Source organism: Aurantiacibacter zhengii (assembly GCF_003584125.1).
GTDB lineage: Bacteria > Pseudomonadota > Alphaproteobacteria > Sphingomonadales > Sphingomonadaceae > Alteraurantiacibacter > Alteraurantiacibacter zhengii.
Genome location: NZ_QXFL01000002.1, coordinates 161,965 through 174,941 on the forward strand (window position 1 = coordinate 161,965; position 12,977 = coordinate 174,941).

Consider the following 12,977-nt stretch of genomic DNA (forward strand, 5'->3'; position numbering starts at 1 on the left):
ATGGTGGACAGGCTCCGCCAAATCGTCTGCGTTAGCCGCAAATTGTGATGCGTGCCTGACAGGGGAAACAATGCCCACCGATATCGAGATCGCCCGCCAGGCGACGCTGAAACCCATTGCCGAGGTAGCTGGCGCGGCAGGCATCCCCGGCGATGCCGTAATCCCGTTCGGCAGGCACAAGGCCAAGATCGACACGGCGCTGCTGCCCGATGCACCGCAGGGCAAGCTGATCCTTGTCACCGCCATCAATCCCACGCCTGCGGGTGAAGGCAAGACCACCACCTCGGTCGGCCTGTCCGATGCGCTGCACCGGATCGGGAAGAAGGCCATGCTGTGCCTGCGCGAGCCTTCGCTGGGCCCGTGTTTCGGCATGAAGGGCGGCGGCGCTGGCGGCGGCAAGTCGCAGGTGATGCCGATGGACGAGATCAACCTGCACTTCACCGGCGATTTCCACGCCATCACCAGCGCCCACAACCTGCTGGCGGCGATGATCGACAACTCGATCTACTGGGGCAATCCGCTCGACATCGACGTGCGGCGCGTCACCTGGAAGCGCGTGCTGGACATGAACGACCGGGCGCTGCGCCAGATCGTCGGCCCGCTAGGCGGCGCTGCCAACGGTTTCCCGCGCGAGAGCGGTTTCGACATTACCGTGGCGAGCGAGATCATGGCGATCCTGTGCCTCGCCAGCGACCTTTCGGACCTGCAAAGGCGGCTGGGTGATATCGTCGTGGCCTATACCCGCAAGCGGGAGCCGGTCTACTGCCGCGACATCAAGGCCGACAGCGCGATGACCGTGCTGCTGAAGGACGCCATCCTGCCGAACCTGGTGCAGACGCTGGAAAACCGCCCTGCCCTGCTGCACGGCGGCCCTTTCGCCAACATCGCCCACGGTTGCAATTCGGTGATCGCCACGCGCACCGCGCTGACCCTGGCGGACTACGTGGTGACGGAGGCGGGCTTCGGCGCGGACCTTGGCGCGGAGAAATTCCTCGACATCAAGTGCCGGCTGGCGGGCCTGAAGCCCGATGCCATCGTGCTGGTGGCCACGGTGCGGGCGCTGAAGATGAACGGCGGGGTTGCCAAGGCCGATCTGGGCGAGCCCGATGCCGATGCCGTGCGCACGGGTGCGGTAAACCTCAAGCGGCACATCGAGAACCTGAAGAAATTCGGTGTCACCCCTACGGTCGCCATCAACCACTTCCATCTTGATACGGACGAGGAAATCGCCGTGATCCGGGAAATGGCCGGGGAATTCGGCGCCGATGCCGTTATCTGCAAGCACTGGGCCGAGGGCGGTGCGGGCGCTGAGGAACTGGCCGGGATCGTCGCCGCCAAGGCCGATGCGGGCGCGTCCGGGTTCAGCCCGCTCTATCCCGATGACATGCCGCTGGCGGACAAGATCACCACCGTTGCAACGGAAATCTACCGCGCGTCCGTTGTCCATTTCGACGGCGGCACCGCAAGGCAGCTGAAGCAGTGGGAGGAAATGGGCTACGGCAAGCTGCCGGTGTGCATGGCGAAGACGCAGTACAGCTTCTCGACCGACCCGGCCAAGCTCGGCGCGCCGGAAAACCACGAGGTGGCGATCCGCGAAGTGCGCCTGTCCGCCGGGGCCGGGTTCGTGGTCGCCATCGCCGGCGACATCATGACCATGCCCGGCCTGCCCAGGGTGCCAGCCGCAGAAAGCATCCATCTGGACGAGAATGGCCAGATAGAGGGGCTGTTCTAGCCCGCAGTGGCACCAATCAGTTCTTTGTTTCGGAAGGTCGCTGCTGCCAGGGCCACTTGCCGTCGATCTCGACTTCGAGGCTGAACGACAGGAACGTCCGGATCAGCACGATCCCGCCAAGCACCACGATGCTGGCCAGTGTCGGTTCGACCGAAACGGTGCGGATGATGTCGGCTGCGACCAGCAGCTCCAGGCCGGTAAGGATCGAGCGGCCCAGGGTCTTGCGAAACGCGGGCACCAGATCATGGCCATCGTCCGCAAACGGACTGCCGCCGCCGAACAGGCCACGCCCGAAGCGGGCAATCGCCAGCAGGGTACCAAGAATGATGACGGCGATGCCGGCAATTTCGAAAAGCCGCGATACCGCTACGGCGAACTCCAGCATCTGTGCGTCGGTGATCATAAGTCCTCAATCGGCCACGGCCCGTCCCGGTTCCGAGGAACGCGAAGCCTCCGTCGTTCGTCAGTAGGGCGAAGGAGAATTACAATGTCGATCAAGGAAATGATCAAGGACCACCCGCAGGTGGGCAGCGACTACAACGAACAACTGGGCGAGGCGGTAAAGCACGCGATGTACTGCGCGGCGATCTGCAATTCGTGCGCCGACGCCTGCAATGCCGAGGAAGGCGACATGAGCGAATGCATTCGCAAATGCCTCGACTGCTCGGACATCTGCCAGGCCGTAAGCCGCGTGGCCGCCCGCCGCACCCACGGCAACACAGTGGTGATCAAGTCGCTGCTGGAAGCCTGCATCATCGCGTGCAAGGTCTGCGCGGAAGAGTGCGCCAAGCACGACAACCCGCACTGCAACCGGTGCGAGCGGATGTGCCGCGAGTGCATGGAAGACTGCACGAAGGCGCTGCAGGGCATGGTCGAAACCGCCACCGCTTAAGCGCGAACCGGCCAATTCCACTCCCATTCAGATAGACGGGCCTATCATCTTTTCATAAGAAATTGGCAGGAACCGCGGCGGCAGGCCGCGGCCCGCTATCTGGATAGGACATGCAATGCGTTTGAAAACCGCTCTTCTTGGCCTGCTGCTGGGCAGCGCCGTGCTGGCGCTTCCCGCCTGCAACGCCGTTCGCGGTCTCGGCCAGGATCTGAAGTCCGTTGCCGACGCTGGCGAGGAAGCCATCGACTGAACGAAAAAGGGCGCCGTGCTGGTGCCCTTTTCTGTTATCGGCTTCGATACCCCGTTACCGGTCTTGCGCCTCGCGCCGGGCGAGCCTGTTCAGGATGAACCGGTAACCCACGGTGAACGTGACGAACGAGAACGCGAACCGGGTCGCCAGTTCACCCATCTCCGGAGAATGGCGAAACAAATCCCACAGCGAAATGCCGACCGCAAAAAGCAGCCCACTGATCGCTGACTGCTTCCAGCTCATCCGCTGCATCAGGCAGCACGCGCCTTTTGCAGCTTCTTAAGCGCCATCGACCGCTTCAGGCGGCTGAGGTGGTCGATGAACAGGATGCCGTTGAGGTGGTCCATCTCGTGCTGGATGCAGACCGCCAGCATGCCGTCCATTTCCTCTTCGTGGGTGTTCCCCTCGAGATCCTGCCAGCGCACCCGGCATTTGGACGGGCGTTCCACGTCGGCGTAAATGTCGGGCACCGAAAGGCAGCCTTCCTGGTAGCTCTTGGTATCGTCCGACGGATTGAGGATTTCGGGATTCACGAACACGCGCGGATCGTTGATGATCGGCTGGTGCGTATGGGCATGCCCATCGTGATCGCAGGGCACCGGCTCTGCATCGGGGTCTTCTTCCTGCAGGTCGATCACCAGCAGGCGGATCGGTTCGCCCACCTGGATCGCGGCCAGCCCGATGCCATGCGCGGCGTACATCGTCTCGAACATGTCATCGACGAGGGTTTTCAGGTTATCGTCGAATGTCTCCACCGGAGACGAGACGACTTTCAGCCGGGGATCCGGCGCTTCCAGGATTTCACGAATAGCCATGCCTGCAAGTATAGGGAGCCTGTGCTTAACCTGCAATTGCCGGTTGCACGATCACCCCAAGGGGCGCCGCGCCCGCAGCGCCTGGGCCAGAGTACCTTCGTCGAGGTAGTCCAGTTCTCCGCCCACCGGCAGGCCATGGGCAAGCTGGGTGATGCGCACCGGGTGCCCTTCCAGCCGCTCGGCGATGTAGTGCGCGGTGGTCTGCCCCTCCAGCGTGGCGTTCATTGCCAGCACCACCTCATCCACTCCGCCCTGCTCCACGCGGCCCAGCAGGCTGTCGATCGCAAGGTCCTCGGGCCTGATGCCGTCGAGCGCGGAAAGTCTGCCGCCCAGCACGTGAAACGTGCCGGTGAACAGCCGCGCACGGTCCAGCGCCCACAGGTCCGCCACGTCCTCCACCACGCAGATGGACTTGGGGTCGCGCTTCGGATTGGCGCAGATGGTGCACGGGTTCTGCGTATCCACGTTGCCGCAGGTGTCGCACTCCACCAGCTTTTCCTTCACCGTGCCCAGCGCATCGAGCACCTGGTCGAGCGCGGTTTCGCGGTGTTTCACCAGCCACAGCACTGCGCGGCGCGCCGAGCGCGGGCCGAGGCCCGGCAGGCGCGCCAGGGCAGAGGCCAGGTTTTCGATTTCGCTAGAGGCCATTGCTACTTCCTAGACCGAATGGGCCACGCTTGTCGAAGCCCTGCCCTTCCTTTTCCCTCGCACTGAAGTAAGGACAGCCCTTCGACAAGCTCAGGGTCACGGATAAGAGAAGTAGTGCGCATAATCTTCATGGGAACGCCCGATTTCGCGGTGCCGACGCTGGATGCGCTGGTGGATGCCGGGCACGAGATGGCGGCCGTCTACAGCCAGCCGCCCAGCCGCGCCGGTCGCGGGAAGAAGGAGCGGCCTTCCCCCGTTCACGCGCGGGCAGAGCAACTAAGGATCGAAGTGCGCCATCCCGCCAGCCTGAAAGGCGCCGACGAACAGGCCGCGTTCGCCACGCTGGAGGCCGACGTGGCCGTGGTGGCCGCCTACGGCCTGCTATTGCCCCAGCCCATCCTGGACGCGCCGATACACGGTTGCCTGAATGTCCACGGATCACTGCTGCCGCGCTGGCGCGGGGCGGCACCCATCCACCGGGCGATACAGGCAGGCGATGCGCAGACCGGCATCACCATCATGCGCATGGAGGCTGGCCTCGACACCGGCCCGATGCTGTTGAAAGGTGCGACGCCGGTTGATCGCAAGACGACCGGCGAACTGCACGACGAACTCGCGCAGATGGGCGCGCGGCTGATGGTGCAGGCGCTCGCGCAGATCGACACGCTGGAGGCCGAACGGCAGGACGACACGCTTGCCACCTACGCTCCCAAGATCAGCAAGGCGGAAGCGAAACTCGATTTCACCAAGCCTGCCGAAGTGCTGGAGCGCGAAGTGCGCGCTTTCTCGCCTTTCCCCGGCAGCTGGTTCGAACTGGATGGAGAGCGCATCAAGTTGCTGCGCGCGGAACTGGCGGACGTGAGCGGAACGCCCGGAACCGTGCTGGACGAGCGCCTGACCATCGCCTGTGGCACCGGCGCGATCCGCCCGGTGACCCTGCAACGCGCCGGAAAGCCTGCCATGGCGCTGGACGATTTCCTACGCGGCAATGCCGTTTCGCAAGGCATGAGTGCCGGATGACCCGGTTCGCGCTTACGATCGAATTCGACGGCGGCCCGTTCTTTGGCCTGCAACGGCAGGCAGACGGCCCCAGCGTGCAGCAGAGCGTGGAGGAGGCCGCCCTGGCCGTGACCGGAGAAACCGTCACCCTGCACAGCGCCGGGCGTACCGACAGCGGCGTCCATGCCCTTGCCATGCGCAGCCATCTCGATATCGCGAAGAACATCGAGCCATTCCGGCTGATGGAAGCGCTCAATGCAAGGCTGCGGCCTGACCCGGTAGCCATCACGCACTGCGAGGTAAAACCCGACGACTGGCACGCGCGCTTTTCCTGCATCGGGCGCAGCTACGAATACCGCATCCGCAATCGCCGCTCACCGCTCACGCTGGAAAGAGGCCGCGCCTGGCATGTCGCCCGCCCGCTGGATGCCGAGGCCATGCACGAGGCGGCGCAGGCGCTGGTCGGACAACACGATTTCACCACCTTCCGCAGCGCGCACTGCCAGGCGGCCAGTCCGGAAAAAACGCTGGACCGGCTCGATGTCACCCGCGAGGGCGACGCGGTGATCGTGCGTGCCGCCGCGCGCAGCTTCCTGCATCACCAGGTCCGCTCGATGGTGGGGTGTCTTGCGCTTGTCGGCCAAGGCACTTGGAGGATAGAACAGATGGCTGAGGCGTTGGAAGCGAAAGACCGCTCCGCGCTAGGTCTCAACGCCCCGCCCGAGGGGCTGTATTTCGTAAAAGCCACATACCCGGAAGAGGAATAACCGCATGACTACCACCGGACGCCAGCTCACATCCACGCTCACCGCCGACAACACCATGGTGCTGGAGCTGGAGGAGAAGACCTTCCCCCAGCCGACCGGAAACCAGGTGCTGGTGAAGATGGAAGCAGCGCCGATCAATCCGTCCGACCTGTTCCTGATGACCACCGGTGCCGATCTGCAGATGGCCGAATATTCGCCGGGCAAGGTGGTGATGCCCGTTGCCCCGCAAGTCGCCGCCGGACAGGCCGCGCGAAAGGGCAAGCCGCAGAAAGTCGGCAACGAAGGCGCGGGCGAGGTGATCGCTGCGGGTGAAGGCGAAATGGCGCAGGCGCTGCTGGGTCAGCGCGTGGCCTGCGTACCGGGCAGCGCGTTCAGCGAATATGCCATCGCCGATGCCATGATGTGCCTGCCGCTGGGCGATCACACCTCCGAAGAAGGCGCAAGTTCCTTCGTCAACCCCATGACTGCGCTGGGTTTTGCCGAAACCGCAAAGCGCGAGGGGCACAGCGCGATCATCCACGCCGCAGCCGCTTCGAACCTGGGTCAGATGCTGAACCGCATCTGCCAGGAAGACGGGCTTGGCCTCGTCAACATCGTGCGCAAGGAAGAACAGGCGCAGTTGCTGAAGGACCAGGGCGCGGCGCATGTCGTGAACAGCTCGGACGGTGATTTCGAGAAAAAGCTGGCCGAAGCCGTAGGCGCGACCGGGGCGTTCCTCGGCTTCGATCCCATCGGCGGCGGACAGACCACCGACACTTGCCTGCGCGCGATGGAGCGCGTCGCGGCGAAGGAAATGACCGAGTACAGCCGTTACGGCTCGAACAAGCAGAAGAAGATGTACATCTACGGCCGGCTGGAGTTGGCGCCGACGATCCTGACGCCCAGCTATGGTTTTTCCTGGACCGTCTCGGGCTGGCTGCTGATGCCCTTCCTCGAAAGCTGCGACATGCAGACCATGATGGCCCTGCGCCAGCGGGTGCAGCAGGGGCTGAAGACGACCTTTGCCAGTTCCTACAAGACCCGGGTCGATCTGGAAGGCATGCTCACCAAGGATGCCATGATGGACTACGCGCAAATGTCGACCGGAGAGAAATACCTGGTCACGCCGCACGGCTGAGCGCCTTCGCGCTACTGCTGCCCCGCTTCTTCCACCCGCCGCTCCACCTCGCGACGCGCGGCTTCCTCGTCCAGTTCGAACGAGAAGGCCCCGTCGCGCACGCGCACTTCCAGCGGCACGCCTTCGATATCGGTCGATAGCACCGCCTCTTCATCGTTGATGATAAGGCGGCGGTTATCGCCCAGCGGGATATCCTGCAGCTCGGGCACGTCCTGCGGCTGCACCGGGCCGCTGGGATCGGGTGATGGCGTGGCACGCGGCGGAGCGGCGCTGGCACCCAGCGCGGCGCGCATGAAATCGCGCCAGATACGCGCGGGCAGTCCGCCGCCGTAGACGTTGCCCAGCGGCGAGTTGTCGTCGTTGCCGATCCACACGCCCACCACCAGGCGGTTCTCCCCCTCGCCTGCATAGCCCACGAACAGCGCGTCGCGGTTGTCCTGCGTGGTGCCGGTCTTGCCGTAGTTGGCAATGGAAAGCGTCGCCGCGCGCCCGGTGCCCGCATTGATCGCGGTGCGCAGCATGTCCTCGATGGCCTCGTGATCGCTCGATCCAAGATTGCCTTGCCCATCCAGTATCCAGTCGAACCAGCCCCCTTCCTCGGCAGCAAAGGCATGGGGATCGACGGGAAAGCTGTTGGCGGCCACACCGGCATAGGCGGCGGTCAGTTCCAGCAGGCTCATGGTGGAAGTTCCCAGCGCCATGCTGGGATCGCCTTCGGGCAGCGGGGAGGAAACGCCCAGCTCGCGCGCAGTCTCGATCACCGCTTCGCTGCCCACTTCGTTGAAAAGCCGCACGGCGGCGACATTCGACGACTGGGCGAAGGCCTCGCGCAGCGTCAGGCTCTCGGAATAGCGGCCGTTGGAATTGCTCGGCTGGTAACTGCCCTCGGTGAACTCAGCGTTGGAAATCCGGTCATCCGGGTTCCAGCCGTTGCGCAGTGCGGCCAGATAGACGAACAGCTTGAAGGTGGAGCCGGGCTGTCGGCGCGCCTGCGTGGCGCGGTTGAACGGGCTTTCGGAATAGTCCTTGCCGCCCACCATCGCAACGACCTCTCCGTTGGGCCGCATCGCCACCAGTGCCACCTGCGCCCCGCCCAGCGGCGCACGCTGGATCACGCGGTTGGCAGCGGCCTGCAGGTTGCTGTCGAGCGTCGTGGTGATGGTCTGGCGCGAGTAGTTCATCTCGCTCTGCTCGCGCGCGGCGGGCAGCGCCCAGTCCGCGAAATATGTGCCGGTGGGCACGTCGTTGCGGGTGCGCACGTCCAGTTCGGGCACGCGCATCGCATCGGCCTGGCCTTGCGTGATGTATCCGGCGGCGACCATGGCATTCTTCACCAGCGCGTATCGCTGCGCGGCAAGATCCGGATTGCGCGTGGGGGCAAGCCTGCTGGGTGCCTGCAACAGCCCGGCCAGCATGGCGGCCTGTTCGGGGCGCAGGTTTTCCGGCTGGCGGTAGAAATAGTGCAGCGACGCGGCCCGCAAACCGTACATGTTGTCGCCGAAATAGGCGTTGGAAAGATATCGCTCGAGGATCTCGTCCTTGGTCAGCCAGCTTTCCAGCCACAGCGCAATCAGGGCCTCGCGCGCCTTGCGGGTCAGCGTCTGCTCAGGGGTCAGGAAAGTGAACTTCGCCAGCTGCTGGGTTATGGTGGAGCCGCCGCCCACGCCCATGAACAGCGCCCGGCCCACCCCGCGCGGATCGATGCCCCAGTGATCGTAGAAGCGCCGGTCCTCGATGGCGAGGAAGGGCTGCACCACGTGTTCGGGCAATTCAGACACCTGTACCGGCTCGTCCACCATGGCACCGTTGCGCGCAATGGGCGTGCCATCAGCGGCCAGCAGGGTGATCTGCGGCGGCGCGATCGGCTCCAGGCTTTTCGATAGCGGCGCGGTGATGGCCAGCCAGGCCACAAGCAAGATAAAAACGGCGATGATCGCGGCGAAAATCCGGCTGGCCCACCAGAGCTTTCCCCGGCCCCGCGCGCGTTCGGGCAGGAATCGTCGCCACCCCTCGCGATAGCGTTCGCGGTCATAGTGGCGGGGCGGCGCAGCCTGCGGGCCGAAGTCGTCGTCGTCCAGCCCGTGCAGCGGAGTCCAGGGGGCGGACTCCAGCGCTAGATCACGCTCGGTCCAGCGATCCTGCTCCGGCTCTGGCCGCTTGAAGGGGTTGCGCCACATGCGAGTCACATCAGTGTGTTAGCAAAACAACACACGCAATACGAGGGTGGAGATGAAACTGCGATGAAACCAGCCTCAATCCTGCCCGATCAGCCGCCCGCCATAATGCACGCCGAAAAAATCATCGGCGTTCCAAGCGGGCGTTTCATCCATGTTGGCGACATTGCGTGCGATGTCGTGATTGACCGCGGTGAACCGTTCGAGGACCGCGAAATCGACCAGGTCGACCTCGTCCGATGCCTGGTGGTAATGGTCGCGCAGCACCACGCCCTGCGCTTCTTCCCCGCCATTAGCGAAGCCCAGGTCGAGATAGACTGCCGGGATGCCGCGCAGCACGTAGGAATACTGGTCGGACCGGGTGAAAAACCCCTGTTCCGGCTGCGGGTCGGGGCTGAGCGTCAGCCCGTGGGCCTGCGTCGCCGCGACAACCTGTGGGTAGAGGTTCGAACGCTCCGCGCCAAAGGCCACCACGTCTGCGAAGTCGTAAGTGGCAATGGGCATGTCCAGATTGACATTGGCCACCACCTGATCGCCGGGCACCGTGGGGTTGGCTGCGTTATAGCTGGAGCCGAGCAACCCCTTCTCCTCTGCGGTCAGCGCCACCACCAGCACCGGGCGGCGCGGCGGTTCCTGTTCCAGCAGGCGAGCGACCTCGATCATGCTGGCAACGCCCACGGCATTGTCGAGCGCGCCGTTGTAGATCTCGTCATCGCCCTCTTCCGCCGTCGGCTGCACGCCGACGTGATCGAGATGCGCGGTCAGCACCACGTATTCGTCGGTAAGGTCCGGGTCGGAGCCGGGTATCAGGCCGATGACGTTGGGCGTATCGATATCCTCGAAGGTGCTGGCGAAGGAAATGGTAACTTCGCGCCCCAGGGCAAAGCTGGGAAGGATCGCTTCAGGAGTTTCTTCTGCGGCGGCAAGATCATCGTAATCGAATGCCTGCCCCTCCAGCAGCTGGCGCGAAAGCGTGGGAGAGAGATAGCCGGAGGCGAGGATGTTCGGACCGATCGAATTGGCGCGGCCATCCGGGCCAACCCATGTCATCGAGGAACCGTGGCTGGTGATCTCCACCATGCGCTCCCAATCGTAAACCTCTTCCAGCTTGGGGCTGGACAGCAGCAAGACACCGATTGCGCCGCGCTCGGAAAGGCGCTCGTTGAGCGTGGAGCGGTAGTGGGCATTTTCCTCGGAATTCAGGCCTTCGGGCGCACCGTAGGCGCGAATAGCCACCGCGCCTTCCAGATCGACACCGGCAAAGTCGTCGCGGTCCGGCAGGTCGAGGCCATAGCCGATGAATACCAGCGGCGCGGTGATGGTGCCGCTTTCCTGCTGCGCCGTACCGGACACGGTGTAGTCGACGAACATTTCCAGTTCGCCCAGCCCCTCAATGGCAATGGAATTGCCCTCTTCCGCGCGCTCGAACCGGCGCATCGGCACGTTCTGGAAGTAGGTCCCGTCATCGCCCGCCGGACGCAGCCCCAGCGACGCAAAGCGCCCGGCGACATAGCCCGCCGCCCGTTCATGCCCGCGCGTTCCTGCCTCCCGCCCTTCCATGTCGTCGGCAGCAAGGATCGTCGTGTCACGTTCCAGCGCTTCCCGGTCCACGGTATCGGCGGCGGCGGCAGTGGAAATGGCCAGCGAAGCGGCAACGCCCAGCGCTGCTGCGGAAAGTCGGTTGATCAAGTGAACGTCCCCGGTTCGAAGAAAGGGCAACTGCTAGCCACAAGTGCGTGGCTGGCAAGTGAACAATCGACGAAACGCGGATACGCGCAGATTTACGCCTTGCCGACAACGCTTTCGGGCAGGTCCTCGCCCATCACGCGCTGGTAGTATTCGGCCACCAGCATCCGTTCGGCCTCGTCACACTTGTTGAGGAAGCTGAGGCGGAAGGCGTAGCCCGCGTTGCCGAAAATCTCGGTGTTCTGCGCCCAGGTGATGACGGTACGCGGGCTCATCACGGTGGAGATATCGCCGTTCATGAAGCCCTGCCGCGTCAGGTCCGCCACGCGGATCATGTCGGCCACGGTCTTCTCGTCGAGCTTGGTCTTCGCGCCGACGATCTGGCGCTCGGTCTCGGCGGGCAGGTAGTTCAGGCCGACGACGATGTTCCAGCGGTCCATCTGGCCCTGGTTGATCGCCTGCGTGCCGTGATACATGCCGCTAGTATCGCCCAGGCCCACGGTGTTGGCCGTGGCGAACAGGCGGAAATGGGGATCGGGGCGGATCACGCGGTTCTGGTCCAGCAGGGTCAGCTTGCCCGCCTGTTCCAGCACGCGCTGGATCACGAACATCACGTCCGGCCGGCCAGCGTCGTATTCGTCGAACACCAGCGCAACCGGGTGCTGCAGCGCCCACGGCAGCAGGCCTTCGCGAAATTCCGTCACCTGCAGGCCATCGCGCAGCACGATGGCATCGCGGCCCACCAGGTCGATACGGCTGATATGGGCATCCAGGTTGATGCGGATGGTCGGCCATTTCAGGCGCGCGGCGACCTGTTCGATATGGGTCGACTTGCCGGTTCCGTGATAACCCTGGATCATTACACGGCGATTGTGGGCAAAGCCCGCCAGGATCGCCAGCGTCGTGTCGGGATCGAACACGTAGCTGTCATCGGTATCGGGCACGCGCTCGTCCGCCTCGGTAAAGGCGGGGACTTTCATGTCGACGTCGATCCCGAAGGTCTCGCGAACGTCCACTTGCGTGTCGGGTGCAGCCATCAGGGTGCTGCCGGTTTCGGTGCTGGTCATGTCATTCATCTCGCCGCGCTGCCTAGACGGGAGAGGAAGCGGCTGCAACACAGATATAGGCCCATGGGGTCAGTCGCCGCTAGCATCCAGTTTCGGCGGCAGCGCGAACATGGTGGTAAAGCGCTTTGCCAGCGCGCGATCCCCTTCGATCACCAGCCCCGCCTCGGCTTCCAGCATCTCCAGTGTCATGCCGGAATAGAGAGCACCCGCCACAGGCCGCGCACTGGAAGCCCGCAGCACTGCGTCGCCGCATGCCTCAGCCACTCGCCGCGTGCTGAACTGCCCCTCACGGACAGTCGCCTGATAGGCTTCCCCGCCCAGATCGAAGCCGATCGTCATGTCCGGCGCGTCTGCCAGCGCGGGCAATTGCATCGTGCGCATGGATGCCATCAGGGACGACGCAGACAGCGGCAGATTCGGGTCGTGGTGGCACGAACGCGCAGCCCAGCGGCCAAGTTCATTGATCGCCTTGTCCGCCGCATAACCCCACTCGGTCAGTTCATAGACCTGCACCGATGCGGGGGGGGGCGTCTGTTTCCTTTCCAGCACGCCCCACACGGCCAACGTTTCCAGCCGTTCGGTCAGCACCTTGGCGCTGATGCCCGGCAGGCTGGCTCGCAGGTCGGAAAAGCGGCGCGCACCCAGCATCAATTCGCGCACGACCAGCATCGACCACCGCTCTCCCAGCACCTCCAGCCCGAAAGCCGTACCGCAAGCGTCGCCATACCATTTCCCGTGTGCCAGATCCTTTTTGGTTTCTTTTTGTAACTTCATAGTTGCTTTTAGTAACTCATTGGAGGATGTTTTGGCAAGTCGAGTCGTTGGGAAGG

14 protein-coding genes are annotated in these 12,977 nt (G+C 64.1%); 6 read left to right on the forward strand and 8 right to left on the reverse strand.

Annotated elements, in window-relative coordinates:
• Positions 1-70: 70 nt before the first annotated feature.
• Complete coding sequence (locus D2V07_RS04530) at positions 71-1,732, forward strand: formate--tetrahydrofolate ligase (RefSeq protein ID WP_119585211.1); 1,662 nt, start codon at positions 71-73, stop codon at positions 1,730-1,732.
• 16 nt (positions 1,733-1,748) lie between these two features.
• Here D2V07_RS04530 and D2V07_RS04535 read toward each other — a convergent pair whose 3' ends face one another.
• A complete protein-coding gene (locus D2V07_RS04535; RefSeq protein ID WP_233548241.1) occupies positions 1,749-2,135 on the reverse strand; it encodes a DUF1622 domain-containing protein in 387 nt (128 codons plus the stop codon).
• 84 nt (positions 2,136-2,219) lie between these two features.
• Here D2V07_RS04535 and D2V07_RS04540 point away from each other — a divergent pair, with 84 nt between their 5' ends.
• Positions 2,220-2,624, forward strand: a complete 405-nt coding sequence (locus tag D2V07_RS04540) for a four-helix bundle copper-binding protein (protein ID WP_119585213.1) — start codon at positions 2,220-2,222, stop codon at positions 2,622-2,624.
• Between the two features lie 115 nt (positions 2,625-2,739).
• Positions 2,740-2,874 (forward strand): hypothetical protein, encoded by a 135-nt coding sequence (locus D2V07_RS18985; RefSeq protein ID WP_267899737.1) that lies wholly within the window; start codon positions 2,740-2,742, stop codon positions 2,872-2,874.
• Between the two features lie 54 nt (positions 2,875-2,928).
• On the opposite strand, the gene D2V07_RS04545 is transcribed toward D2V07_RS18985, so the two are convergent.
• Genes D2V07_RS04545 through recR form a run of 3 tightly spaced genes read right to left on the reverse strand, consistent with a single transcriptional unit; the run spans position 2,929 to position 4,337 of the window.
• On the reverse strand, positions 2,929-3,126 hold the full coding sequence (locus D2V07_RS04545; RefSeq protein ID WP_119585215.1) for a hypothetical protein: 198 nt from the start codon (positions 3,124-3,126) through the stop codon (positions 2,929-2,931).
• A complete protein-coding gene (gene def, locus D2V07_RS04550; protein WP_119585216.1) occupies positions 3,126-3,689 on the reverse strand; it encodes a peptide deformylase in 564 nt (187 codons plus the stop codon). Before def ends, D2V07_RS04545 begins: the two co-directional genes overlap by 1 nt.
• A gap of 51 nt (positions 3,690-3,740) precedes the next feature.
• Positions 3,741-4,337, reverse strand: coding sequence for a recombination mediator RecR (gene recR / locus D2V07_RS04555; protein WP_119585218.1), 597 nt, complete (start codon positions 4,335-4,337; stop codon positions 3,741-3,743).
• Between the two features lie 114 nt (positions 4,338-4,451).
• On the opposite strand from recR, the gene fmt reads away from it, so the two are divergent.
• Genes fmt through D2V07_RS04570 form a run of 3 tightly spaced genes read left to right on the forward strand, consistent with a single transcriptional unit; the run spans position 4,452 to position 7,220 of the window.
• On the forward strand, positions 4,452-5,357 hold the full coding sequence (gene fmt / locus D2V07_RS04560; RefSeq protein ID WP_119585220.1) for a methionyl-tRNA formyltransferase: 906 nt from the start codon (positions 4,452-4,454) through the stop codon (positions 5,355-5,357).
• Positions 5,354-6,103: a tRNA pseudouridine(38-40) synthase TruA gene (gene truA, locus D2V07_RS04565; protein WP_119585222.1), complete on the forward strand. Its 750-nt coding sequence runs from the start codon at positions 5,354-5,356 to the stop codon at positions 6,101-6,103. Before fmt ends, truA begins: the two co-directional genes overlap by 4 nt.
• Positions 6,104-6,107: 4 nt before the next feature.
• Positions 6,108-7,220: an alcohol dehydrogenase catalytic domain-containing protein gene (locus D2V07_RS04570; RefSeq protein WP_119585224.1), complete on the forward strand. Its 1,113-nt coding sequence runs from the start codon at positions 6,108-6,110 to the stop codon at positions 7,218-7,220.
• An 11-nt stretch (positions 7,221-7,231) separates the two neighbouring features.
• Here the strand turns inward: D2V07_RS04570 and D2V07_RS04575 are convergent, their stop codons facing one another.
• The 4 genes from D2V07_RS04575 to D2V07_RS04590 form a co-directional block, all read right to left on the reverse strand.
• Positions 7,232-9,397, reverse strand: coding sequence for a transglycosylase domain-containing protein (locus D2V07_RS04575; protein WP_119585226.1), 2,166 nt, complete (start codon positions 9,395-9,397; stop codon positions 7,232-7,234).
• Between the two features lie 75 nt (positions 9,398-9,472).
• A complete protein-coding gene (locus tag D2V07_RS04580; RefSeq protein WP_119585228.1) occupies positions 9,473-11,083 on the reverse strand; it encodes a M28 family peptidase in 1,611 nt (536 codons plus the stop codon).
• A gap of 92 nt (positions 11,084-11,175) precedes the next feature.
• Complete coding sequence (locus D2V07_RS04585) at positions 11,176-12,156, reverse strand: AAA family ATPase (protein WP_119585230.1); 981 nt, start codon at positions 12,154-12,156, stop codon at positions 11,176-11,178.
• A 60-nt stretch (positions 12,157-12,216) separates the two neighbouring features.
• Positions 12,217-12,921: a winged helix-turn-helix transcriptional regulator gene (locus tag D2V07_RS04590; protein WP_119585232.1), complete on the reverse strand. Its 705-nt coding sequence runs from the start codon at positions 12,919-12,921 to the stop codon at positions 12,217-12,219.
• Positions 12,922-12,977: the final 56 nt, after the last annotated feature.

Excerpts from the sequence above, each read along its gene's own strand:
- D2V07_RS04530 (WP_119585211.1), top strand. The coding sequence starts at position 71 with ATGCCCACCGATATCGAGATCGCCCGCCAGGCGACGCTGAAACCCATT.
- D2V07_RS04535 (WP_233548241.1), bottom strand. The coding sequence starts at position 2,135 with ATGATCACCGACGCACAGATGCTGGAGTTCGCCGTAGCGGTATCGCGG.
- D2V07_RS04540 (WP_119585213.1), top strand. The coding sequence starts at position 2,220 with ATGTCGATCAAGGAAATGATCAAGGACCACCCGCAGGTGGGCAGCGAC.
- D2V07_RS18985 (WP_267899737.1), top strand. The coding sequence starts at position 2,740 with ATGCGTTTGAAAACCGCTCTTCTTGGCCTGCTGCTGGGCAGCGCCGTG.
- D2V07_RS04545 (WP_119585215.1), bottom strand. The coding sequence starts at position 3,126 with ATGCAGCGGATGAGCTGGAAGCAGTCAGCGATCAGTGGGCTGCTTTTT.
- def (WP_119585216.1), bottom strand. The coding sequence starts at position 3,689 with ATGGCTATTCGTGAAATCCTGGAAGCGCCGGATCCCCGGCTGAAAGTC.
- recR (WP_119585218.1), bottom strand. The coding sequence starts at position 4,337 with ATGGCCTCTAGCGAAATCGAAAACCTGGCCTCTGCCCTGGCGCGCCTG.
- truA (WP_119585222.1), top strand. The coding sequence starts at position 5,354 with ATGACCCGGTTCGCGCTTACGATCGAATTCGACGGCGGCCCGTTCTTT.
- D2V07_RS04570 (WP_119585224.1), top strand. The coding sequence starts at position 6,108 with ATGACTACCACCGGACGCCAGCTCACATCCACGCTCACCGCCGACAAC.
- D2V07_RS04575 (WP_119585226.1), bottom strand. The coding sequence starts at position 9,397 with ATGTGGCGCAACCCCTTCAAGCGGCCAGAGCCGGAGCAGGATCGCTGG.
- D2V07_RS04585 (WP_119585230.1), bottom strand. The coding sequence starts at position 12,156 with ATGAATGACATGACCAGCACCGAAACCGGCAGCACCCTGATGGCTGCA.
- D2V07_RS04590 (WP_119585232.1), bottom strand. The coding sequence starts at position 12,921 with ATGAAGTTACAAAAAGAAACCAAAAAGGATCTGGCACACGGGAAATGG.